The following is a 22,311-nucleotide window of genomic DNA, read 5'->3' as shown; positions in this document are numbered from 1 at the left end:
ATTTGTTATTTATATTTTATTGAAGTTTTTACGACATTGTAAAAGATAATTATCTCTCTTCGCGTTTATGAAAATAATGCATTTTTGCTTCCTATGGATTTAACCTTGGGGAACTCTATAAGCTTTAAATATTTTTTAAGTTTTTCATAGAGAAACGGGATGAAGTTGTTATACAACTTGCCTTTATACTAAAAGATGATGTTTGAAAGGTGCTTTTTTCATTCCTAAAAGGATGAAATGACTCTTTGTGAGCCCTCAAATTATATTGTCGGATTTAGAAAAGCTTTCAATAAGGTTTTTGTTTAGAATAATCTGCACTCACAATATATTTTGGGAAAAATTGTTGTTGTTGGATAGACTATAAAAATCGATTTTACATCGTTTTGAAAAGTTATATCATAACTCCAGTTTGCTTAGATGTATCGGCCAATAATAGCATTGTTTTTAGATTTTTATTTATTTAAAAATGTTTGTCGCTTTCTTTAATAATGAAGATATTTTCTACTTCTTTTAGTTTATTTTATTTTTTTACCTCTTAAAGAGGATATTAAAAGAAGTTTTCGATAATGTATTAAATATTTTCATATATTGTTTAGGACAAGAGGAAAGAGGCATGTATAAATTTTTCAAATTGATATAATTTTCTGTTCATGTTCTAATCACAACGTTTATTTTTATGTCGTTGACTTTTAATAAAAAAGTTTACTCATAAAAGTTTTCATTAAATAAATCCTACACAATAATTTCTTATTATTGTGGGAGTTTTTGTTCTAATAGTATGTTTGATAAAATGAATTTACCTTTTGATAAAGAACATATTGAGCCAATAGAGTTACGTTCCGCTTTACAGGAACGCTATTTGGCTTATGCACTTTCTACGATTACGCATCGTGCATTGCCTGATGTGCGTGATGGATTGAAACCCGTCCATCGTCGGATTGTTCATGCAATGCGTCTTCTCAAACTGAATCCTGGACAATCTTATGCGAAATGTGCGCGGATTGTTGGTGATGTCATGGGAAAATTTCATCCTCATGGAGATGCCTCTATTTATGATGCTTTAGTGCGTTTGGCTCAAAGTTTTGCGGTTCGTTATCCGTTGGTTGATGGACAAGGCAATTTTGGTAATATTGATGGTGATAATGCTGCGGCTATGCGTTATACGGAAGCTCGCATGACTGAAGTGGCTGCGTTGTTACTTGAGGGAATTAATGAAAATGCTATTGATTTTCGTTTGACCTATAATGAAGAGGATGAAGAGCCTGTTGTTCTTCCAGGCGCTTTTCCTAATCTTTTAGCTAATGGTTCTTCAGGTATTGCTGTTGGTATGGCAACATCTATTCCTCCCCATAATGTTGCTGAGCTCTGTGACGCAGCTCTGCATTTGATTGCACACCCTGATACGCGTGATGAGGATTTAAACCAATTTGTGCTGGGACCTGATTTCCCAACCGGTGGCATTTTGGTTGAGCCTAAAAAAAGTATTGAGGAATCTTATCGTATCGGGCGGGGTTTTTTCCGATTACGTTCACGTTGGCATCAGGAAACTGGTAGCCGTGGTTCTTATGTGATTGTTGTGACTGAAATTCCCTACCAAGTTCAAAAGTCACGCCTTATTGAAAAAACTGCGGAATTGTTGCTTGCGCGGCGCTTACCAATGCTTGAAGATATTCAAGATGAATCAGCAGAAGATATCCGCATTGTGCTTGTTCCTAAAAATCGGTCGGTTGATCCTGAACTTCTTATGGAATCCCTTTTTAAATTGACTGATTTTGAAGTAAGGTTTCCTCTTAATCTTAATGTTTTATCGTTGGGAAAAATACCGAATGTGCTCTCGCTGCGAGAAAGTTTGCAACAATGGCTTGAACATCGTCAAGAAGTCCTTATTCGACGCTCTCACTATCGGCTTAATCAAATTGATGGCCGATTGGAAATTCTTCATGGTTATCTTATTGCCTATTTGAATCTCGATGAGGTTATTCAGATTATTCGTGAAGAGGATGAACCGAAAAGCAAGCTGATTAAGCGTTTTGAATTAACAGAAAATCAAGCTGAAGCTATTCTTAATATGCGCTTGCGTTCTTTACGCAAGCTTGAAGAATTTGAAATTCGTAAGGAGTTTGAAACGCTTCAGGATGAAAAAGAAAAACTACAGAATTTATTAGCTTCTCCTATAAAACAATGGAAAATAATTTCAGAAGAAATTAAAAAAGTTCGCAATACTTTTGCTCCTGAAACGCTCTTAGGAAAAAGGCGTACGACATTTGAAGAAGCGCCAAGACATGATCTTGACGATATTCAACAAGCAATGATTGAAAAAGAACCGGTGACTGTTGTTATTTCTGAAAAGGGGTGGATGCGTGCTTTGAAGGGGCATTTGAACGATTATAAAGCACTTTCTTTTAAAGAAGGAGACCGTTTAAAGTTAGCATTTCCAGCATTTACGACCGACAAGATTGTGCTGATAACTACTGGTGGAAAGTTTTTTGCACTTGGTGCAAATAGTTTGCCTGGAGGACGGGGACAGGGTGAACCCATCCGTCTTTTAGTTGATATGGATGATGAGCATGATGTTCTTACAGCTTTTGTGCATCATGCAGAAGAAAAATTGCTCTTGGTTTCATCTTATGGAAATGGCTTTATCGTTCCTGCTACAGAAGTGATTGCCAATACACGAAAAGGAAAGCAAGTGATGAATGTGAAGTCTCCTGATAAGGTAAATCTTTGTGTTCCAGTCAATGGTGATCATGTTGCCGTGGTTGGTGAAAACCGCAAAATGCTTATTTTTTCTATTGAACAAATACCAGAAATGAATCGTGGTAAAGGGGTTCGTTTACAACGTTACAAAGAGGGTGGCATTGTTGATGCCAAGACTTTTAATTTATCAGAAGGTTTAAGTTGGCAAGATACTGCTGAACGAATTTTTAACCGTCAAGCTGATGATCTCATTGAATGGATGGGAACACGTGCAGGTGTCGGGCGTCTGGTTCCAAAAGGATTTCCAAAATCAGGAAAATTTACCAATTAAGTAATAGAACGTTTTTATTTTAAGCCTATAAAAGCGTAAAAGAAATGCTTATGGGTTTTTATTATATGAATAAGGTATTGATTTATAACAATCATCCAATATAAATTCATGGTCAATGAGAGGCTCTAAGATCCATAGGTTTTCTTATTTCAATCTTCTTCATGTTGAAGCAATCAAAATGATCTGCTTGTTGTACATCACAAGTGGATTAGTATTGTAGATAGAGATTTATAAAGAAAAGAATTAAAAATTTCTTTTATGAGCTGTTTTAAGAGCCAAGAGCTGTTGTAACATTGGGGATAGAAATATAAAGGTAACAGCTTTACACGCTTCATAAGCGTGGGGATGATAGAATGTTTTATATCATGTATAAGGGCTATCGTGCAATAATTTGATGCTTTGAGAGGTATATCTTTAAGACAAATATGTGAATGTTTAACACAAAATGTTCTATTTGGAGGTATTCCGTTTTGTGTGAAAGACCTATTTTTCTTATTCAAGAGAGATGTTATTAGTCTTCTTTTAAGTATGTTTATTCGTTAGGATTATGATGATATTGCCTAAAGAGATGACCGCGTTCAGCCCATAAGATAAGAAGGATGGCAACGAGACTGAGAAAGAAAAATCCTGCTGAGTTTGGGATGGTTGTTTCATCAAATTGTTGTGCTACAAAAAAGCTCAGCCCTGCACCGATAGATGTTTGGAGAAATCCGGAGACAGAAGAGGCTGTACCAGCAATTTCTCCCAGAGATTCGAGAGCGAGTGTATTGAAATTGGCCATTATACCACCGCAGGTAAACATTAATATACAATATAACGTCATATAAAAAGGGAAAGGGAGAACACCACCTGCTAAGATGGATCCAATAAACCAAATACATGAAGTGGTACAAAAGAGCAAAAGCATCGTATGAGCAATGCGCCGCATTCCAAGACGTCCAACAAGTTGAGAATTCATGAATGATGAGAAAGCCTGAAATGCAGCACCGATGGCAAATGCTATCGGAAACCAAAAGCCTAAGTTATAAATTCCTTCATAGGTTTGTTGTGATGTATTAACAGCAATAAAAATACAGCCTAAAATGATGGACGTTGCGAGTGTGTAGCAAAGTGTTGTACGATTTGTCACAACAATCCATAAGTTGTGTTTAATGGAAGAAAAGGAAAGAGGGCGTTGTTTATGAAGTGTTTCAGGCAAGCGAAATAGAATCCAAATCATGAGCCCAAAACCAACCATTGCCATGAAAACGAAAATAAATTGCCAGTGCCCGAGCAGTAAAATGATCTGTCCTGTTGCGGGACCAACCATGGGTGCAACAAGAAAAACCATCATAACAATAGACATGACTTCTGCCATTTTTCGACCACTGTAGAGATCACGAACGACAGAAACTGTGAGAACGCGCATAGACGCTCCCCCAATCCCTTGCAAGACACGCAAAATAAGCAAGAGAGAAAAATCAGTTACAAAGGCACAACCAATCGCTGCAAATGAATAAAAAGCAAGCCCAATAAGCATAAGTTTACGTCGCCCATATCGATCGCTGATTGGACCAAAAAATATTTGAGCAATACCATAGCTAATAAGATAACTCGAAATGATATAATGTTGATCATTCTCGTTGAGAACATTTAATCCTTCCAAAATATTGGGCATAGCTGGCAACATAATATCTACAGCTATAGCATTAATAGCCATGAGTGAAGCAATTAGAATAACAAATTCTTTATAGCCAATTTTTTTTCTAATCGCATCACTATGCGTTTGTTCATCAACTGAATATGACATATGGCATCCTTGAAATAAAAATTTCGTCTAAAAACAGCTCTCTTTATAAGAGTCTGAATAAAATAAAAGATACCTATGATTGATTACACGGAATATTCTTTTCTTTTAAAAGTTCCTGTAACTCATTGTTTTGAAACATTTCTTTAACAATATCACACCCTCCAATAAATTCACCTTTAACATAAAGCTGTGGAATTGTTGGCCAATTTGAGTATTCTTTAATCCCTTGACGCAATTCGTCAGAAATCAGAATATTAATCCCTTTATAGTCCAATCCTAAATAGTTGAGAATCTGAACAACTTGCCCTGAAAAACCGCATTGTGGAGCGTCAGGTGTTCCTTTCATGAATAAAATGACGTCGTTTGTTTTAATCTCGTTGTCAATAAAATCATGAACAGTGGTCATTTTTATTCCTCGATATCTCAGATTTTTATAAGTGTGTAATGTTCGTATTATTTTTAATCGTATTGAATGAATGAATGCAAGAAGAAATTTTAGACTATTTTGGGATATTTGTCTGTAACATTAAGGCGTGAAGGTCATTTCCCATATTACCTTTAAGGGCATCATAGACCATTTTATGTTGCTGAACACGGGTTTTACCACGAAAACTTTCAGAGATAACTTCTGCAGCATAATGTTCCCCATCTCCAGCAAGATCACGAATTGTTACAGTCGCATCGGGAATACCTTCACGAATAAGCTTTTCAATTGTATGGGCACTCATTGCCATCATTATTCTCCTATATCGTTCATTTTTTCGTAAGAGTGTTTTAAGAGAAAGAATAAATTTTTATTTTTCACCCATAAATTGTGGAAACCAGTTCTCATAGGCTTGTGTGAGACTTTCTACTGAAAGTGCGAATATCCCATCTATATGAAGGGAATCTCCCTCAACTTGTCCTAGCTCTATTAAAGAAACGGCATGGGTTTGCGCATGCTCTTTAAGACTATTAAGAGCATCAGGTTTGACGGCTAAAAGATAACGTCCTTGGTCTTCTCCAAAAAGTTCTGCATGGTGGGGAGATTTATTGCTTAATTTTACCTTGATTCCCTTCTCTGCTTTAATGACCATTTCGGCAAGTGCAATCGCTAATCCCCCATCAGAAATGTCATGAGCGGCATGAACAAAACCGTTATGAATGACATCACGGACAAATTGACCATGCTTTTTTTCAAGTTGCAAATCTACAGGGGGAGGGGCCCCTGCATCAATATTTAAAATGTCACGTGCATAGATTGATTGTCCTAAATGAGAGCCACAATTTCCCACTAAAATGATACTATCTCCATTTTGCATACCACTTATTGTGACCATTTTTGACCAATCATTCAGAAGGCCTACACCAGCAATTGTAGGGGTAGGAAGAATAGCTTCCCCATTTGTTTCGTTGTAAAGAGAAACATTGCCTGAAACGATAGGGAAGTCGAGGATTCTGCAAGCTTCTCCGATGCCTTTAATTGCAAAAACCAGTTGTCCCATGATTTCAGGTTTTTCAGGGTTTCCAAAATTGAGATTATCTGTCGCAGCCAGTGGTGTTGCACCTGTCGTGCTAATATTTCTCCAGCATTCTGCGACAGCTTGTTTTCCTCCCTCATAAGGGTCCGCTTCACAATAGCGCGGGGTTACATCAGAAGAAAAAGCAAGAGCTCGTCTACTCTTATTGTTGACGCGGATGACGCCTGCGTCACTTCCTGGACAAATGAGGCTATTTCCTTGGATAAGCGTATCATATTGTTCATAAACCCATCGTCGTGAACTTTGATTAGCAGAATTCAATAAGGTTAAAAGCACATCACCAAGATTTTCAACTTTTTTGACGTCTTCTGCTTTCAGAAATGTTTTTTTTGCAGGCTCACTCCAAGGACGATCATAAACAGGCGCTTCATCACCAAGTTCTTTGATAGGAAGATTAACAACTTCTTCTCCCTGATGAAAGACACGAAAACGTAAATCATCGGTTGTTTTTCCAATAATGGAAAAATGGAGCCCCCACTTATGAAAAATTGCTGCTGCTTGCTTTTCTAGCTCTGGTTTAAGAACCATGAGCATACGCTCTTGACTTTCAGAAAGCATCATTTCATAGGCTGTCATGTTTTCTTCACGAACGGGAACTTTATCGAGATTAAGCTGTATTCCTAGATTTCCTTTTGCACCCATTTCAACGGCAGAAGAGGTGAGGCCTGCAGCCCCCATATCTTGAATAGCAACCACGGCTCCAAGTTCCATGAGCTCTAAACACGCTTCAAGAAGACATTTTTCTGTAAAAGGATCACCAACTTGAACAGTTGGGCGTTTTTCACTGATTGAATCATCAAATTCAGCGGAAGCCATTGTTGCTCCACCAACACCATCTCGCCCTGTTTTGGCACCAAGATAAACAACAGGGAGCCCTACGCCTTGTGCTTTAGAATAAAAAAGGGCGTCTGTCTTTGCAATACCGGCGACAAAAGCGTTAACGAGGATATTGCCATTATAACGCTCATCAAAATTGACTTCCCCACCAACTGTTGGAACGCCAAAAGAATTGCTGTAACCACCTATTCCAGAGACGACACCAGAGACAAGATGGCGTGTTCGGGGGTGTTGAGGGGCACCAAAACGCAATGCATTCATCGCTGCAACAGGACGGGCACCCATTGTAAAGACATCACGTAAAATACCACCAACACCTGTTGCGGCCCCTTGATACGGTTCAATATAAGAAGGATGGTTATGACTTTCCATTTTGAAAACAACACATTGCCCTTCACCAATATCAACAACACCAGCATTTTCACCAGGACCTTGAATGACACATTTTCCTTCTGTTGGAAGCGTTTTGAGCCATTTTTTAGAGGATTTATAGGAACAATGTTCGTTCCACATTGCAGAAAAAATTCCCAATTCAGTAAATGTTGGTTCTCTCCCGATTAATGTTAGGATACGTTGATATTCATCCTCTTTTAGACCGTGTTGTGCAATGAGCTCTGGTGTAATTGTGATGTTATTGCAAGGATTCATGAGTACTTATCCGTCAAATTAATCGAAATTCAGCATTTTATTTTTTTTTAATCTAGCAGTTTAGATTATGGAAAACTATGTGGTTTAATAAAAAAATATCCATCTGTAAGGTGGCAGATTTTGTTTGTTAGGTTAGGTGGATTTCAAGACCAAAAACAATCTTAAATAATTATGTATTTAATAATATCCATTGTTATTTGTATAGAATTCCCGTTTATAAATTTACAACGTGAGAAATGATATAAACTTTTGTTTTTAAAGTTATTGCGTATAGGGATTTTTGTAGCATCACCTATTAACTAATTCTAAAGTGCTTTGAAAAAGTAAACGACCGTCAATTCCTCCATGAGCAGCTTCAATAAAGTTTTCAGGATGGGGCATCATACCAAGAATATTACCAGCTTTATTAACAATACCAGCAATATCTTTTATTGAGCCGTTAGGGTTTGTATTTTCTGCGTAGCGAAAAACAATTTGTTCATTATCTTCCATCTGTTTTAATGTTTCGCTGTCAGCAAAGTAATTTCCATCGTGGTGAGCAACAGGACAACGAATAATTTGTCCTTTCGAATAATATCGAGAAAATTTTGTTTTGGCGTTAACGACTTCAAGTTTGACTTCACGACAAACAAATTTTAAGGAGGCGTTACGCATTAAAGTCCCAGGGAGCAATCCAGCTTCCAACAAAATTTGAAATCCATTACAAACACCTATTATTGTAACCCCTTTTTGTGCTTTTTCACGAATAGCTTTTAAGACGGGGGTTCGTGCTCCAATAGCTCCACATCGCAAATAGTCGCCATAAGAAAAACCACCCGGAATAATAATAACATCTACATCGGGAATTGTTGTTTCTGTTTGCCAAATTTTGAGAGGCTCAACTCCTGTTATATGATGCAATGCTGCAACCATATCTCGGTCGCGATTTAATCCAGGAAGTTGAATGATGGCAGTTTTCATAAGTGTCCCACTTAAAGAAGTTCGATAGTATAATTTTCAATGACAGTATTTGCGAGTAATTCTTCACACATCTTCTCAAGTTTTTTCTTTGCTGTTTCAGAGGGTTGATCATCAAGAACAATATCAAAAACTTTTCCTTGACGAATGGAGTGAATATCTTCGAAAGCTAAACTTTTAAAAGCACCGACAATTGCTTCTCCTTGTGGATCAAGGACACTTTCTTTTAAAGTAACTGTAATGCGTGCTTTCATTTTTTGCTTCCTGTTTTTAAAAGAACCTCTCCTTTGAAGAGGTGTATTGATAGAAGGTGGTAATTATTTTACCTTGACGCGTTTTTATTTTACCAAGACGGGACCGCTTGGCCGAGTTGGTTCATTTTCATTCATAATACCAAGGCGTTTGGCAACCTCTTGATAGGCATTAATAAGTCCCCCCATATCACGACGAAAACGATCTTTATCCATTTTTTCTCGTGTTTGCATATCCCATAGTCGCGCAGAATCAGGTGAAATTTCATCAGCAAGAACAATACGCATTGTTTCATCTTCCCATAGGCGACCAAACTCCATTTTAAAATCAATTAACTGAATATTGACACCGGCAAAAAGCCCAGAGAGAAAATCATTAATACGAATTGAAAGTTGCATGATATCTTCTAGCTCTTGTGGGACAGCCCACCCAAAAGCAGTGATATGTTCTTCTGTCACCATCGGATCATCAAGAGAATCATTCTTATAGTAGAACTCTATGATGGATTGCGGAAGTGGGGTTCCTTCTTCTAGTCCTAAACGTTTTGCAAGAGAGCCAGCCGCGATATTGCGAACAACAACTTCCAATGGAATAATTTCTACCGCTTTAATAAGCTGTTCGCGCATATTTATGCGTTTGATGAAATGTGTTGGGATACCCAAACGCCCAAGGTGGCTAAAGATATGTTCCGAAATTCGGTTGTTTAAAACCCCTTTTCCGTCGATAATTTCATGTTTTTTTGCATTAAAGGCTGTGGCATCATCTTTAAAAAATTGAATATACGTTCCTGGTTCAGGACCTTCATATAAAATTTTGGCCTTGCCTTCATAAATACGGTGGCGACGATTCATTATAATTCTCTATTTATCTTGAGAGGTTTTTAATAACATTAGTTAATGATACTATCCTAGTTGATCGAAATTCTCAATGATATTGCTATGATACTTTTATAATTTTTGTCATGATACATCAAAGATACAGAGGTAATGAGAAAAAGGCCCTCTCTTTGGATCAAATTTTTGCAAGAAAATGAGAGAGAACCATAAGTCCTTCAGGCCAAGGTCCGTGTCCAGATTCTGCGTTAATATGGCCGGAATACCCAGCATCAACAAGGAGTGAACCCCAGTCATGAGCGATTTTTTCTGCTACTGAAAATTGACAAAATTCATCGTTGCGGCTAGCTATGACAACAGAAGGAAAAGGCAACTTTTGACGATGATAGGGGCCAAATGTCATTAAATGTTTGGGACGTATTTTCTCATTAGCGACATCGGGAGGCGCAACAAAGAAAGCGCCACAAATTTTTTCTGCATTTTGTACCGTTGCATGAAGTGCGGTAGGAACGCCTAATGAGTGAGCAATAATCATAACAGGCTTTTGAGCTTGTGCGATGGCGGTTTTAACTTCATTAACCCACTCATCACAAACAGGTTTTGACCAATGGGCTTGTTCTATGCGGCGGGCTGTCGAGAGTTTTTTTTCCCAACGTGTTTGCCAATGATCAGGACCAGATCCTTTATAGCCTGGAACAATAAGAATATCGAGTTGATTTGCTTTCATAAATTGTTTTCTTTGTTACAATAGTTTTTTTTGATCATAACTGGAATTTGGGCTTTCTATGTTGTTCTATTGTTGTTCAAAAACACGTTTAAAAATCGTATTGATATGTTTGGTGTGATAAGAAAGATCAAATTTTTCTCGAAGCTCTGCTTCACTTAAAGCTTTGCTAACATCTTTGTCGTTGAGCAGTTCTTCTAAAAAATCTTTTCCTTGTTCCCAAACCTTCATCGCATTTCGTTGTACAATCCGATACGCATCTTCGCGACTGATTCCTGCTTGTGTGAGTGCTAAAAGTACCCGTTGTGAGTGAACAAGACCTCGGAATTTATTGAGATTTTTTTGCATATTTTCTGGATAGACAATGAGATTTTCAATGACAGATGTGAGGCGAGAAAGAGCAAAATCAAGTGTAATCGTTGCATCAGGGCCAATATAACGCTCGACAGATGAGTGAGAAATATCGCGTTCATGCCAAAGTGCTACATTTTCCATGGCAGGGAGTACAAATGCACGAACCATACGGGCTAATCCCGTTAAATTTTCTGTTAAAACTGGATTACGTTTATGAGGCATTGCCGAGGAGCCCTTTTGCCCTGGTGAGAAATGTTCCTCTGCTTCGAGAACTTCCGTTCGCTGTAAATGGCGTATTTCTATCGCGAGCCTTTCAATAGAGGACGCAATAACACCAAGTGTTGCAAAAAACATCGCATGACGATCCCGTGGTATAACTTGGGTGGAAACGGGTTCAGCACGCATTTTCAAGGCTTTTGCGACGTGTTCTTCAACGCGTGGATCGATATTGGCAAAAGTTCCTACAGCACCTGAAATTGCGCAAGTAGAAATTTCTTCGCGTGCAGCTAGAAGACGTTTGCGACAACGGGAAAATTCAGCATATGCAAGGGCAAATTTGACGCCGAATGTTGTTGGTTCAGCATGAATGCCGTGACTCCGCCCAATAGTGATGGTTTCTTTATGTTCAAAAGCACGTCTTTTTAAGGCTTCAAGGAGTTGGTCTATATCTTTGAGCAAAATATCACTCGCACGCATCAATTGAATGCTCAGCGTTGTATCAAGAACATCAGATGATGTCATGCCTTGGTGGATAAAACGTGCTTCTGGTCCAATGAACTCAGCGAGGTGGGTTAGAAAAGCAATAACATCATGTTTGGTAATGGCTTCAATTTCATCAATACGATTGACATCAAATTCAGCGGCTGCCCCTTTTTCCCAAATAACCTTGGCGGCTTCTTTCGGAATAACTCCCAGTTGAGCAAGAGCATCACAGGCATGGGCTTCAATTTCAAACCAAATACGATATTTCGTTTCGGGAGACCAAATTGCTACCATTTCAGGGCGGGAATAACGTGCGATCATCATTTTTTTCCTTGTTGTGAGAGGAGAGCTGCTTGGCGCAATGCATTCATGCGTGCTTTGTAAAGCTCTTTGTTTCCGTTTTTATAAATTGCAGAGCCTGCAACAAATACATTTGCACCAGCTTTTGCAGTTATTCCAATTGTATCAACGGTGATACCACCATCAACTTCAAGATCAATAGGGCGGTTTGCAATCATACTTTTAACGCGCTTAATTTTATCTTTTATTTCTGGAATAAAATTTTGTCCACCAAAACCGGGATTGACCGTCATGATGAGGATGAGATCTAATTGATCAAGCAAATATTCAAGGACATGTTCAGGGGTGCTTGGATTGAGTGCAATTCCTGCTTTTTTACCCATTGCTTTGATTGTTTGGAGTGAACGATGAAGATGGGGACTTGCTTCAGCATGAATAGTTATAATATCTGCACCCGCTTTTGCAAAAGCTTCCAAATAAGGATCAACTGGTTTGATCATCAGGTGGACATCAAATATTGCTTTGGTGAATGGACGCAGAGCCTTGACGATTTCAGGGCCAAAGGTGATGTTGGGAACAAAGTGCCCATCCATAATATCAAGATGGAGCCAATCTGCACCAGCATCAACAACATCTAATATTTCTTGCCCAAGTTTAGAAAAATCAGATGCCAAGAGTGAAGGTGAAATGAGATGAGAATGGGGCATAAAAATCTCCTTGATTGGCTGTTTTTATCATGTCGCTCTGTATACACAAATATCTTTTGTGTTATGACGAAAAAGAAAAATACGTATTATAGATTTTTTATACAAAGATCGCTTGAAATTTTAAAGTTTGATAAGTGAAAGATATGTCGAATCATAAAACATGTTTGAAGCCTGAACTTCAAGATAATATTACCGTTTCTTCGCAAGAATATCGAGATGCTATGAGTCATTTTGCAGGCGCTGTGCATATTGTGACAACAGATGGCATTAAAGGAAAGCGCGGGGTGACGGTTTCGGCGTGTTGTTCTTTATCAGATAATCCTCCAACGCTTCTTGTTTGTCTCATGCGCCACAACCTGAAGAATCATGTGTTTATGGAGAATGGAATTTTTTGTGTTAATAGCTTGGCAGGAAAACATCGTCCATTAGCGGATGTTTTTTCGAGGCGTTGCAACGTTACACAAAATGAACGTTTTGATGTGGCTCAATGGGGAACTTTGCAGACGGGGGCGCCTAGTCTTTCAGATGCTTTAGCCTCTTTTGATTGTCGTTTGATTTGCTGGCATGAACACGCAACCCATTGTGTCTTGATTGGTGAAGTTGTTGCAATCAACCGTAGTCAAGAAAAAGATGCTTTGATGTATTTGAATCGTGGATATCACACTTTGCCTTTATAAATATTTTTATTTTTTGGTATTGGTAAAATGATTTATTGGTGTTCCAATTTAAATGTGAGCGTACTGATGAAGGAGGAGGGGGGCTTTGAATTTTAAATTTTCTTCTTTTAAAGGTTTCTTAATAAATGAGAAAAATGATTTTTGGATGATCTTTGATCAAAAGTCCAAAATTAGACAAAAAAGCAATCAAGACTAAATAGCGCATTTGGACATATTTGTAGATTGTTATGAAAAAACATTTTACTCTTGTGTTGATGGGTATTGCACAATATATAGACCCCACAGAGCAGATGTGGAGGTTTTTTATTGCATGAGCGAAGAGATTGATGGTCAATATCGCCCTAGTGAAGATGAGCCTTTTATGAATGAACGGCAAAAGGCATATTTTCGTGCTAAATTGATTTCTTGGAAAAATGATATCTTAAAAGAAGCGCGTGAGACTTTGGAAAATTTGCAGGAAGAGAATGTTGGTCAACCAGATTTGACCGATCGGGCGTCTTGTGAAACTGATCGTACAATTGAATTACGTGCTCGTGATCGTCAAAGGAAACTTATTGCAAAAATAGATGCTGCCTTGGAGCGAATTGATAATGGGACATATGGTTTTTGTGAAGAAACCGGTGAGCCTATTAGTATAAAGCGTCTTGAGGCTCGGCCAATTGCCGTTTTGTCGCTAGAAGCACAAGAACGTCACGAACGACGTGAAAAAGTTTATCGTGATGATTAAAGTCATGAGAACGATAAACAAATGAAGTTTGTAAGTAATCAAATTGTATATTTTATTTTGGAGGGGTGGGAATAAACAAAGATGGCTCTTGTCTCCCTTCAATTTCTGCCGTGATGGCTGAATCTTTTACCGTTTGATTCGTAAAAGAAGAAGAGGTTTTATCTGTCGTCTCGTTTCTTTCTGTAAGGGAAGATGTGGGGTGGGGATGTATTTCTTTCTTCTGTGTGCTGGTAATATCCGATTCTACAACAACATCTGTTAATCCGCCAATAAGAAGTAAATGTTCTTTATTATCACAACGGACTAAAACAAGGCGGCGTGTTTTATCTATAGAAATTGCTTCACATAATGCTAATCGTGAGAGACTTTTTTTTCTATTCGTGTTGTATCTTCCCGTATTCAAACGGCGTAAAAACAAGATAATTATGATAAGAGCTGTGACTGTTATTATAAAAAACAAAAAACTTATTGTTACGTTTGCAGCAGATACACCTATTTGGTCTGATAACCAAGTAACCATAGATTTTCTCCCATTGTGGTATGGAAATTATCGTTTTTTATTGAGATAAATTTATAACATACCCTTAAAAGATTCACTTAAAGATAAAGAAATAAACTTTTTAACATTAAGTGAGCTTCCTTAGAAAGATAATATCATAGTATATATTGTATAACAATGGAATATAAAGGAAGTTTCTTAGCATAAGAGACAGCTAAATCTAAGGCAAAGAGAGATGGATAAAGGTTTTGAGAATAATGAAAGATCAGCGTCTTCGTCTTCTGTTCGTCGGAGAGTTGTGATTTTAGGTGTTATTTTTATCTTTGTTTTCCTTTTCACTGTGGGCATTTTAGATTTTTTTTATCCACAAAGTTATTTGCAAAAGGCTGTGGTAGCCTCTTTTTTGATTCTAGCAACTATCGGTGTTGCAACACTCATTTTAAGTGGAATGGGAATGTTAAGATACCATGCATTGTGGTTGCATGAAGATTTTGATTTTAGCATCTTTAATAGGAGCGATGATGCAATTGTAATCTCTGATCTTTCTGGTTTTGTTTATTATTCTAATCAAAATTATCAAAAAATTCTAACCTATAAGCCTGAAGGATCTTGTTATAGGGTTATTGCTGATCTTCCAGGAGCTGGTGCACTTTCCTATCGCTTAAAAGCTGCTGCCTATAATAATCTCTCAGCGCAAGAAGAGTTAAGAGTAGAGCAACCAATCTTTACCGATTCTACACAAAAAAAATCTGTTTGGTATAATATCTCTGTTCAACCTATTACAAAACGGAAAAAAAAGCTTTTATTTTGGCGTATTAGCGATATTTCGCATTTACAACAAAATCGAGAAGTTTTTTTCTCTAACCTTCAAGAGGCGATTAATCACTTAGATCAAGCACCTGTTGCTTTTATATCCGTTAATACACAAGGTACACTTCTTTATGCCAATGCGGTTTTTGCCGAATGGTTTTCAATTGATTTAGCAAATTTCTCAGTTGGTCAATATCATTTTGATTCATTATTTGAGAGCGTTGGTGCTAAAAGTTCATGGAGTGATATTTGTTTACAAACTAATAGATATCAAAACTCAGGTTACTCTTTACCTTATAGATTTTCATTGTGTTTAAATTCACAGACGATAGGTGAGAAAATATTTCATTGTTTTATTTCTGCTTCTCCTCTCTTAGAGGAGGAAGCCGTTTATCGTATTGTGATCATTCCACAACAAATACAAAAAGAAGAGGCTGATGAATCAAAATTACCCAGTATATTAGAAGAATATTTTGATGCGAGTCCTTTTGCAATTGCCGTGGTAAATCAGGAAGGGCAATTGATTCACATGAATAATGCTTTTTCATCACTTACGGCGTGTATGAATAAGACTATCAACTTTTATGATATTATTTCCCGTCGTGATTGTGTGCAGTTAGAGCGTGCTTTTCAGAAAATTGCGACCAATAAAAATTATTTTGTTTCTTTGGAGACGGTTTTAGAAAAGAATGAAGAACGCCATTTGCGCCTCCATGTGATGTCTGTACCACCCTATCATGGTGATGTGCTACAAGATTTGATCATTATCTCTGTCATTGAAACAACAGAACAAAAAACACTTGAAGATAAAATGATGCATAGTCAGAAAATGCAAGCTGTTGGACAATTGGCAGGTGGCATTGCGCATGATTTTAATAATGTTTTAACAGCAATTTTAATGTCATGTGATCTTCTTTTAAATACGCATCGGAGCTCTGATCCTGCGCATGCTGATCTGATCAATATTAAAAATAATGCTAATCGTGCGGCTGCTCTTGTCCAGCAATTACTCGCTTTTTCTAGAAAGCAAACCCTTCGACCTGAAGAGGTTGATTTCACAGAATTTTTATCCGATATTCGTAATCTTGTTTTACCACTTTTAGGGAATAATATTCAGTTAAAAATTATCCATGGAAGAGATTTGTGGAGCGTTGAGGTCGATCAAGCCTCTTTTCAGCGTGTGATTATGAATTTGGTTATTAATGCGCGTGATGCCATGTTTGATGGAGGTATTGTTACGATTGCGACAAATAATATTACAAAACAACAAAGTGCTGACTTTAATCATCTTGGTTTAGCAATTGGTGAATATGTGCAATTAACTATTTCAGATACAGGAACTGGGATATCTACTGCTATACAAGAAAAAATGTTTGAGCCTTTTTTTACAACTAAAGAAGTTGGAAAAGGAACAGGCCTTGGTTTATCAATGGTTTATGGAATTATCAAGCAGAGTGGTGGGTATATTTATTGTGAAAGTAAAGAGGGAGAAGGAGCAACATTTCATATTTTTCTGCCCCGTTATATTCCAGATATAAAAGGAGAAATTTCTCAAAAAATTGAAAAAGAGGAAGAGAAAGATAAAAATATAGACTTAACAGGATCTGCGACTGTTTTATTGGTTGAAGATGAGGATGCGGTCAGAATGGGGGGGGTAAGAGCTCTTCAAATGAGAGGATATAAGGTTTTGGAGGCAGCTAGTGGGGTGGAAGCCCTTTCTATTCTTGAGGAAAAAAAAGGCGTTGTTGATATTATTGTTTCCGATGTGGTGATGCCAGAAATGGATGGGCCTACTTTATTGAAGGAAGTCCGTAAAAGCTATCCTGATATCAAATTTCTTTTTGTTTCTGGATATGCAAAAGATGCTTTTGCTAAGAATCTTCCACAAGATGCTGTTTTTGGTTTTTTATCTAAACCTTTTACACTCAAACAGTTAGCTCTAACAGTTAAAGAAACACTTGCGTCATGACACCAAAATTAATGCAATAGAAAAATTACATATTTTAAGATTTTTTTGGAAGAAATACGAAAGTATTTTGATCAATAGACTGCGTATTAATGTCCAGAAAACGAAATGAAGAAGAACGATTTGGAAATTTAAATAAAATTCAAAACAATTGCACATTCTACGTAAAAAATTATGAAGAAATAGACTTAACCCCGTCAACTTCAGAGTTTTTTAACCATAGATTCTAAAGAGAAACTGTATCTACAACGTTAAAAAATGCTATAAGATTGCTGATACCTTCAAAAGGATAAGAGCTGTTGTTGCGTATCGGCTATTCTGCTCTTTCCTTCAATAAATACTTTTAGGGCTTCGGGATAGAGTTTATGCTCTGCTTTAAGAACTCTTTGTGCTAAGCACTCAGCAGTATCATCAGGATAGACTGGAACAGCTGCTTGGGCAAGGATTTTGCCAGCATCCATGTCTTCTGTAACAAGATGAACAGTGCAACCCGTGATTTTTACGCCTGCTTGTAAAACTCTTTCATGCGTGTTTAAGCCTTTAAATGAGGGTAAAAGAGAAGGATGAATGTTTAAAATTCGCCCCTCATAACGTTTGACGAAACGCGATGAGATAAGGCGCATATATCCTGCAAAGCAGATAAAATCCGGTTTATATTGATCTAAAATCTTGAAAATATCTTCTTCATGCTCTTCTTTTGTTTTGTAAATTTTGCGATCAACAATATGAATAGGTAGGTTGTGATTTTGTGCTTTTTCAATACCGTTTGCACGTGGATTATCGCAAATAACTGCCGCGATTTCAGCAGGATATTCCTTTTGCTGGCTTGCTTGAACAAGGGCAACCATGTTGGACCCATTACCAGAAATGAAAACGACGATTTGTTTTTTCATAAATGCAATACCCCTTTATAAAGTATTCCTTTATTTTGATCTTGGCGTTTTATTAAAATGCCAAGAGGTGTCACAGTTTCTCCATTTTTTTCAAGAGCTTGCGTAATTGTTCCAGCTGCATGCTGTGCAACGATAATGATCATGCCAATACCACAATTGAATGTTCGTAACATTTCTGTTTCTTCTATTTGACCTTGTTTGGCAATCCATGAAAAGACGGAGGGAACCTTGATGGTAGAAAGATTGATTTCAGCACAGAGAGAAGAAGGAATGACACGTGGAATATTTTCAGGAAAGCCTCCACCTGTAATATGTGCTAGAGCTTTAATTCCTTCGTATTTTCGCATGGTAGGAAGAAGCGATTTCACGTAGATGCGTGTTGGTGTTAGGAGTGCTGTACCAAGGCTGTTTTTGGGGGAAAAAGGGGCAGGGTCATTCCATTTGAGATGACTTTCTTGAATGATTCGGCGAACAAGCGAAAAGCCGTTGGAATGAATTCCAGAGGCGCTTAGACCTAAGATAATATCGCCTTCTGTCAAGTCTTTTGAAGGGAGAAGCGCGCTGCGTTCACATGCGCCTACCGCAAAACCTGCTAGATCATAATCCCCTTCTGCATAGATTCCTGGCATTTCTGCAGTTTCTCCCCCAATAAGAGCAGCGCCGGCTTGTTTACATCCTTCTGCAATGCCAGAAACAATTGCAGCACCTTGTTCAGGGTCAAGCTTACCCGTTGCAAAATAATCCAGAAAGAAAAGAGGTTCCGCTCCTTGTACAAGTAAATCATTGACACACATAGCGACCAGATCAATGCCTACAGTGTTATGGTGACCACTTTCAATGGCAATTTTTAGTTTTGTTCCCACTCCATCATTGGCTGCGACTAAGATGGGATCTGTAAAGCCCGCTGCTTTTAAATCAAAAAGACCACCAAAACCGCCAATTTCTGCATCTGCTCCGGCTCGTTTTGTCGCGCGTATAAAGGGTTTAATTTTTTCTACCATAGCATTACCCATATCGATGTTTACACCGGCTTTTGCGTAGGTAAGACCAGCTTTGGATTTTGTATTTGTAAGATCTTGATTGCTCATTGGAGCCTTCCTTTAATGGAAAATCAGGTTTTGATGTTATGCAATGCCATGATAGAGTTTTCTCTGCAAGAGATATTGATAACAAAATAAGCAACTTTACTTGTACCTTATTTTGAAGATGTTTATAATTTTTGTGAAGAATTTTTTTAGGATATTTTATGAGCAAGATATCAGATAATCATGGGCAGTCTTCGTGGAAACTTATGAAAAAGAAAGGGAGTGAGAGTACATCCCGTGACCGTTATAAGACTTATACGCCAGCATATACACAATTACCGTTGCCAAATAATATGAAAAGACAAATCTTTTTTTGGCTGGGGACGCTGATTTTTTTCATTTTTTTTATGTTTGTTTTTGGATCAATTTTGCTGCCTTTTGTGGCAGGAATTGTTTTGGCTTATTTTCTTAATCCCATTGTTCAACTCCTTGAAAAGTTTGGTATTCGCCGTGTTTTTGGTACTGTCCTTATTACCTTATTTATTGTTATTATCTTTGTTGCTGCTTTAGTTATTCTGATTCCTATTATTAGTTCACAAATACAGCAATTTGTGAGTGATGGCTTACCTGTTTATATTAATCGTATTCAAACTTTTTTCGTTGAGCATGATTTTGATTGGATAAGTCACTATTTTGGAAGTGATCCAAATGAATTACGGAGTAATATTAAAGGGCTTTTGGGAGAAGGTTCTGATTTTATTACATCTCTTTTGAATTCACTTTTGAAATCAGGAAAGTCTATTGTTAATATTGTTAGCTTATTTGTTGTGGCGCCTGTGGTGACATTTTACATGTTATTAGATTGGCCACGTATGGTGACAGCAATTGATTCGTTAATACCGCGTGATCATCTTGAAACCGTTCGAAGTATTTTTCATGAAATGGATAGAGCTATCGCAGGCTTTGTTCGCGGACAAGGAACCGTTTGCCTCATATTGGGGGGCTATTATGCGATTGGTTTAACGATTGCAGGGCTCAATTTTGGTCTTTTGGTGGGGATGTTTATTGGCCTTATTAGCTTTATTCCTTATATTGGAACAATGAGTGGTTTGGTTCTTTCTGTTGGAATTGCGTGGGTCCAATTTTATCCCAATAATTGGGGGGGAATCATTATTGTGATGGTACTTTTTTTAATTGGTCAATTTATTGAAGGCTATATTCTTCAACCAAAACTTGTTGGTTCATCAGTGGGATTACATCCCGTGTGGTTGATGTTTTCGCTTTTTGCTTTTTCTTCACTTTTTGGTTTTACTGGTATGCTTGTTGCTGTTCCTGCCGCGGCGGCTGTGGGCGTTTTAGTTCGTTTTGCCCTTCATACTTATCTTAGTTCTCAGATGTATTCGCGAAGCGGAAAGTCGGAGCCACTAAAATGAATGGGCGAGAAACGCAGTTATCTTTAAATTTTCCTTATGAGCCAATTTTTCAATTTGATGATTTAGTCGTAACCGATAGCAATCGTATGGCTTTTCAGCTTATTGATCATTGGCCCAATTGGAGTGTGCCTATTGCAGTTTTGGTTGGAAAAGAAGGATCTGGAAAAACGCACTTTTCGAGTATATGGCAGCAAAAAGCAAATGCATTCAGGATTCAGCGCAATAAAATTGATCAAGCTGTTGCTATGGCTTCTTTGGGCAGATCATTTTTAATAGAAGATATTGATGCTGGTGAAATTAGTGAAACAGAACTTTTTCATCTAATTAACAGTGTTAAGCAAGCAAATGTTGATGCACGACAAGCTACTTTATTGATGACGGCTCGAACACTCCCTTCTACTTGGAATTTAAAGTTAAATGATCTAAAAAGTCGTCTTAATTCGGTGATGTTTGTTGAAATTAATCAGCCTGATGATGCATTGTTAACAGCTGTTGCCTTTAAGCTTTTTTCCGATAGACAGCTTATTGTACATCCAGATACAGTTTATTATCTTATCAGCCGTTGTGAACGTTCTTTATTTTCATTGAAGCATGTTATTGATTCTGTTGATCAGTTGGCGTTACAAAGAAAAAGAAAAATAACGCGTGCTGTGATTGCTGAAGTTTTGAATAACAAAAAAACGTAAACACTTCTTATCATGACGTCACATGATATTTCCTTTTATTATTGTTTGAATATAAGGAAGGACACGTCATTTAAATTTTCTGCTTTCTTAATATCTGTTAAAAGTGAAAGATATTATTTTTACTTTTTTATGCGTGTCAGAAATGACTTTGAGATTTTATTGGATGAGTATTCTTTTCATCACTTTTACAAGCTTATATATTTTTGTGTTTGAAAATGTTTCTAAAAAGAGGCTTATTATTTTTTATATTGATGGAATTTTGATGCGGATGCTATTTTCTATTTTTGTCAATAAATATGTTATGGGGGGAGGAAAAAATTTAAAAACGTTCTTTTTTGTAAAGAAATGCAACAAAATTGAAAAAAAGTGTGTTTTTCTCTTGCACTTCTGTTGTGAAAATTTTAGGAAATGTGCATCAAATAGATGTTAAATGGCGGAGCGTAGCGCAGCCTGGTAGCGCACCTGATTTGGGATCAGGGGGTCGTAGGTTCGAATCCTATCGCTCCGACCATATTTGATAAGGTGTATGAAAATGGCCCAGTTGGGTACGTGTGGTGAAAACGATCATTCAAGAATTATGTAATCTGAAGGGAAAAGACATGATCGCACGTATTTATAGTCCTGCTAAAACAGCTATGCAGTCAGGGAAGGGGAATACAGGCTTTTGGATTCTGCAGTATGAGCCGATAAAAGCAAAAATGCTGGAGCCTCTTATGGGTTACACGGCAACATCTGATATAAATAGTCAGGTAAGAATCCGATTTAATAGAAAGGAAGAAGCGATTGCTTTTGCACGCAAGAATGCTATCCCTTATCGTGTGGAAAAGACACATATGTCGATTCGGCGTGCTGTTTCTTATTCTGATAATTTTCGCAGTGATCGGCAGCAATCTTGGACACATTGAGTTAAAGGTGCTATTTTGAATTGAGAAAATAATCAGTTG

At 37.5% G+C, this 22,311-nt stretch carries 20 protein-coding genes and 1 tRNA gene; 8 read left to right on the top strand and 13 right to left on the bottom strand.

What is annotated here, in order from left to right; translation table 11 throughout:
- The first annotated feature begins 778 nt into the window (after positions 1-778).
- Positions 779-3,028, top strand: coding sequence for a DNA topoisomerase IV subunit A (gene parC / locus FJG96_RS07035; protein ID WP_139413338.1), 2,250 nt, complete (start codon positions 779-781; stop codon positions 3,026-3,028).
- A 532-nt stretch (positions 3,029-3,560) separates the two neighbouring features.
- Here the strand turns inward: parC and FJG96_RS07030 are convergent.
- The 10 genes from FJG96_RS07030 to rpe all read right to left on the bottom strand — a co-directional run bounded on the left by FJG96_RS07030 (position 3,561) and on the right by rpe (position 12,651).
- Positions 3,561-4,817, bottom strand: coding sequence for a multidrug effflux MFS transporter (locus FJG96_RS07030; RefSeq protein WP_139413337.1), 1,257 nt, complete (start codon positions 4,815-4,817; stop codon positions 3,561-3,563).
- A gap of 73 nt (positions 4,818-4,890) precedes the next feature.
- Entirely contained in the window at positions 4,891-5,223 is a 333-nt protein-coding gene (gene grxD / locus FJG96_RS07025) for a Grx4 family monothiol glutaredoxin (RefSeq protein ID WP_139413336.1), read from the bottom strand.
- 94 nt (positions 5,224-5,317) lie between these two features.
- Complete coding sequence (locus FJG96_RS07020; protein ID WP_139413637.1) at positions 5,318-5,551, bottom strand: BolA/IbaG family iron-sulfur metabolism protein; 234 nt, start codon at positions 5,549-5,551, stop codon at positions 5,318-5,320.
- Positions 5,552-5,611: 60 nt separating this feature from the next.
- Positions 5,612-7,822, bottom strand: coding sequence for a phosphoribosylformylglycinamidine synthase subunit PurL (gene purL, locus FJG96_RS07015; protein ID WP_139413335.1), 2,211 nt, complete (start codon positions 7,820-7,822; stop codon positions 5,612-5,614).
- Positions 7,823-8,110: 288 nt separating this feature from the next.
- Complete coding sequence (gene purQ, locus FJG96_RS07010) at positions 8,111-8,782, bottom strand: phosphoribosylformylglycinamidine synthase subunit PurQ (protein WP_139413334.1); 672 nt, start codon at positions 8,780-8,782, stop codon at positions 8,111-8,113.
- A gap of 11 nt (positions 8,783-8,793) precedes the next feature.
- The gene (gene purS / locus FJG96_RS07005; RefSeq protein ID WP_139413333.1) at positions 8,794-9,033 is read right to left on the bottom strand and encodes a phosphoribosylformylglycinamidine synthase subunit PurS; all 240 of its coding nucleotides are present in this window, start codon (positions 9,031-9,033) and stop codon (positions 8,794-8,796) included.
- Between the two features lie 84 nt (positions 9,034-9,117).
- Positions 9,118-9,882 carry a phosphoribosylaminoimidazolesuccinocarboxamide synthase gene (gene purC, locus FJG96_RS07000; protein ID WP_139413332.1) on the bottom strand — a complete coding sequence of 255 codons (765 nt, stop codon included), beginning with the start codon at positions 9,880-9,882 and terminating at the stop codon, positions 9,118-9,120.
- 160 nt (positions 9,883-10,042) lie between these two features.
- Complete coding sequence (locus FJG96_RS06995; RefSeq protein WP_139413331.1) at positions 10,043-10,591, bottom strand: RBBP9/YdeN family alpha/beta hydrolase; 549 nt, start codon at positions 10,589-10,591, stop codon at positions 10,043-10,045.
- Between the two features lie 66 nt (positions 10,592-10,657).
- On the bottom strand, positions 10,658-11,965 hold the full coding sequence (gene purB / locus FJG96_RS06990; protein WP_139413636.1) for an adenylosuccinate lyase: 1,308 nt from the start codon (positions 11,963-11,965) through the stop codon (positions 10,658-10,660).
- Positions 11,965-12,651, bottom strand: a complete 687-nt coding sequence (rpe, locus tag FJG96_RS06985; protein WP_139413330.1) for a ribulose-phosphate 3-epimerase — start codon at positions 12,649-12,651, stop codon at positions 11,965-11,967. The genes purB and rpe overlap by 1 nt, the downstream gene beginning before the upstream one ends.
- Positions 12,652-12,794: 143 nt before the next feature.
- On the opposite strand from rpe, the gene FJG96_RS06980 reads away from it, so the two are divergent.
- Positions 12,795-13,328: a flavin reductase gene (locus FJG96_RS06980; protein ID WP_139413329.1), complete on the top strand. Its 534-nt coding sequence runs from the start codon at positions 12,795-12,797 to the stop codon at positions 13,326-13,328.
- A gap of 310 nt (positions 13,329-13,638) precedes the next feature.
- Entirely contained in the window at positions 13,639-14,055 is a 417-nt protein-coding gene (dksA, locus tag FJG96_RS06975; RefSeq protein WP_139413328.1) for an RNA polymerase-binding protein DksA, read from the top strand.
- Between the two features lie 52 nt (positions 14,056-14,107).
- Here dksA and FJG96_RS06970 read toward each other — a convergent pair whose 3' ends face one another.
- Entirely contained in the window at positions 14,108-14,575 is a 468-nt protein-coding gene (locus FJG96_RS06970; RefSeq protein WP_139413327.1) for a flagellar biosynthetic protein FliO, read from the bottom strand.
- Positions 14,576-14,789: 214 nt separating this feature from the next.
- On the opposite strand from FJG96_RS06970, the gene FJG96_RS06965 reads away from it, so the two are divergent.
- Entirely contained in the window at positions 14,790-17,333 is a 2,544-nt protein-coding gene (locus tag FJG96_RS06965) for a hybrid sensor histidine kinase/response regulator (protein WP_139413326.1), read from the top strand.
- A 278-nt stretch (positions 17,334-17,611) separates the two neighbouring features.
- On the opposite strand, the gene purN is transcribed toward FJG96_RS06965, so the two are convergent.
- Positions 17,612-18,223 (bottom strand): phosphoribosylglycinamide formyltransferase, encoded by a 612-nt coding sequence (purN, locus tag FJG96_RS06960; protein WP_139413325.1) that lies wholly within the window; start codon positions 18,221-18,223, stop codon positions 17,612-17,614.
- On the bottom strand, positions 18,220-19,311 hold the full coding sequence (gene purM, locus FJG96_RS06955; RefSeq protein ID WP_139413324.1) for a phosphoribosylformylglycinamidine cyclo-ligase: 1,092 nt from the start codon (positions 19,309-19,311) through the stop codon (positions 18,220-18,222). The genes purN and purM overlap by 4 nt, the downstream gene beginning before the upstream one ends.
- A 158-nt stretch (positions 19,312-19,469) precedes the next feature.
- Here purM and FJG96_RS06950 point away from each other — a divergent pair, with 158 nt between their 5' ends.
- The 4 genes from FJG96_RS06950 to FJG96_RS06935 all read left to right on the top strand — a co-directional run bounded on the left by FJG96_RS06950 (position 19,470) and on the right by FJG96_RS06935 (position 22,272).
- A complete protein-coding gene (locus FJG96_RS06950; RefSeq protein ID WP_139413323.1) occupies positions 19,470-20,681 on the top strand; it encodes an AI-2E family transporter in 1,212 nt (403 codons plus the stop codon).
- Positions 20,678-21,367 (top strand): DnaA regulatory inactivator HdaA, encoded by a 690-nt coding sequence (gene hdaA, locus FJG96_RS06945; protein ID WP_139413322.1) that lies wholly within the window; start codon positions 20,678-20,680, stop codon positions 21,365-21,367. The genes FJG96_RS06950 and hdaA overlap by 4 nt, the downstream gene beginning before the upstream one ends.
- A gap of 434 nt (positions 21,368-21,801) precedes the next feature.
- Positions 21,802-21,878 (top strand) — tRNA-Pro (locus FJG96_RS06940).
- 88 nt (positions 21,879-21,966) lie between these two features.
- Positions 21,967-22,272 carry an ETC complex I subunit gene (locus tag FJG96_RS06935; RefSeq protein ID WP_139413321.1) on the top strand — a complete coding sequence of 102 codons (306 nt, stop codon included), beginning with the start codon at positions 21,967-21,969 and terminating at the stop codon, positions 22,270-22,272.
- The last annotated feature ends 39 nt before the right edge of the window (positions 22,273-22,311 follow it).

This window comes from Bartonella mastomydis, from assembly GCF_900185775.1.
GTDB classification, from domain to species: domain Bacteria; phylum Pseudomonadota; class Alphaproteobacteria; order Rhizobiales; family Rhizobiaceae; genus Bartonella; species Bartonella elizabethae.
This window is presented reverse-complemented; position numbering and strand designations above follow the sequence as displayed.

Bases quoted from the DNA above. Each gene is read 5' to 3' on its own strand.
- rpe (WP_139413330.1), bottom strand. From the start codon at position 12,651: ATGCCCCATTCTCATCTCATTTCACCTTCACTCTTGGCATCTGATTTT.
- purN (WP_139413325.1), bottom strand. From the start codon at position 18,223: ATGAAAAAACAAATCGTCGTTTTCATTTCTGGTAATGGGTCCAACATG.
- FJG96_RS06935 (WP_139413321.1), top strand. From the start codon at position 21,967: ATGATCGCACGTATTTATAGTCCTGCTAAAACAGCTATGCAGTCAGGG.
- FJG96_RS06980 (WP_139413329.1), top strand. From the start codon at position 12,795: ATGTCGAATCATAAAACATGTTTGAAGCCTGAACTTCAAGATAATATT.
- purQ (WP_139413334.1), bottom strand. From the start codon at position 8,782: ATGAAAACTGCCATCATTCAACTTCCTGGATTAAATCGCGACCGAGAT.
- purL (WP_139413335.1), bottom strand. From the start codon at position 7,822: ATGAATCCTTGCAATAACATCACAATTACACCAGAGCTCATTGCACAA.
- FJG96_RS06995 (WP_139413331.1), bottom strand. From the start codon at position 10,591: ATGAAAGCAAATCAACTCGATATTCTTATTGTTCCAGGCTATAAAGGA.
- FJG96_RS07030 (WP_139413337.1), bottom strand. From the start codon at position 4,817: ATGTCATATTCAGTTGATGAACAAACGCATAGTGATGCGATTAGAAAA.
- purB (WP_139413636.1), bottom strand. From the start codon at position 11,965: ATGATCGCACGTTATTCCCGCCCTGAAATGGTAGCAATTTGGTCTCCC.
- grxD (WP_139413336.1), bottom strand. From the start codon at position 5,223: ATGACCACTGTTCATGATTTTATTGACAACGAGATTAAAACAAACGAC.
- purC (WP_139413332.1), bottom strand. From the start codon at position 9,882: ATGAATCGTCGCCACCGTATTTATGAAGGCAAGGCCAAAATTTTATAT.
- purM (WP_139413324.1), bottom strand. From the start codon at position 19,311: ATGAGCAATCAAGATCTTACAAATACAAAATCCAAAGCTGGTCTTACC.
- purS (WP_139413333.1), bottom strand. From the start codon at position 9,033: ATGAAAGCACGCATTACAGTTACTTTAAAAGAAAGTGTCCTTGATCCA.
- FJG96_RS06950 (WP_139413323.1), top strand. From the start codon at position 19,470: ATGAGCAAGATATCAGATAATCATGGGCAGTCTTCGTGGAAACTTATG.
- FJG96_RS06970 (WP_139413327.1), bottom strand. From the start codon at position 14,575: ATGGTTACTTGGTTATCAGACCAAATAGGTGTATCTGCTGCAAACGTA.
- parC (WP_139413338.1), top strand. From the start codon at position 779: ATGTTTGATAAAATGAATTTACCTTTTGATAAAGAACATATTGAGCCA.
- FJG96_RS06965 (WP_139413326.1), top strand. From the start codon at position 14,790: ATGGATAAAGGTTTTGAGAATAATGAAAGATCAGCGTCTTCGTCTTCT.
- hdaA (WP_139413322.1), top strand. From the start codon at position 20,678: ATGAATGGGCGAGAAACGCAGTTATCTTTAAATTTTCCTTATGAGCCA.
- dksA (WP_139413328.1), top strand. From the start codon at position 13,639: ATGAGCGAAGAGATTGATGGTCAATATCGCCCTAGTGAAGATGAGCCT.
- FJG96_RS07020 (WP_139413637.1), bottom strand. From the start codon at position 5,551: ATGGCAATGAGTGCCCATACAATTGAAAAGCTTATTCGTGAAGGTATT.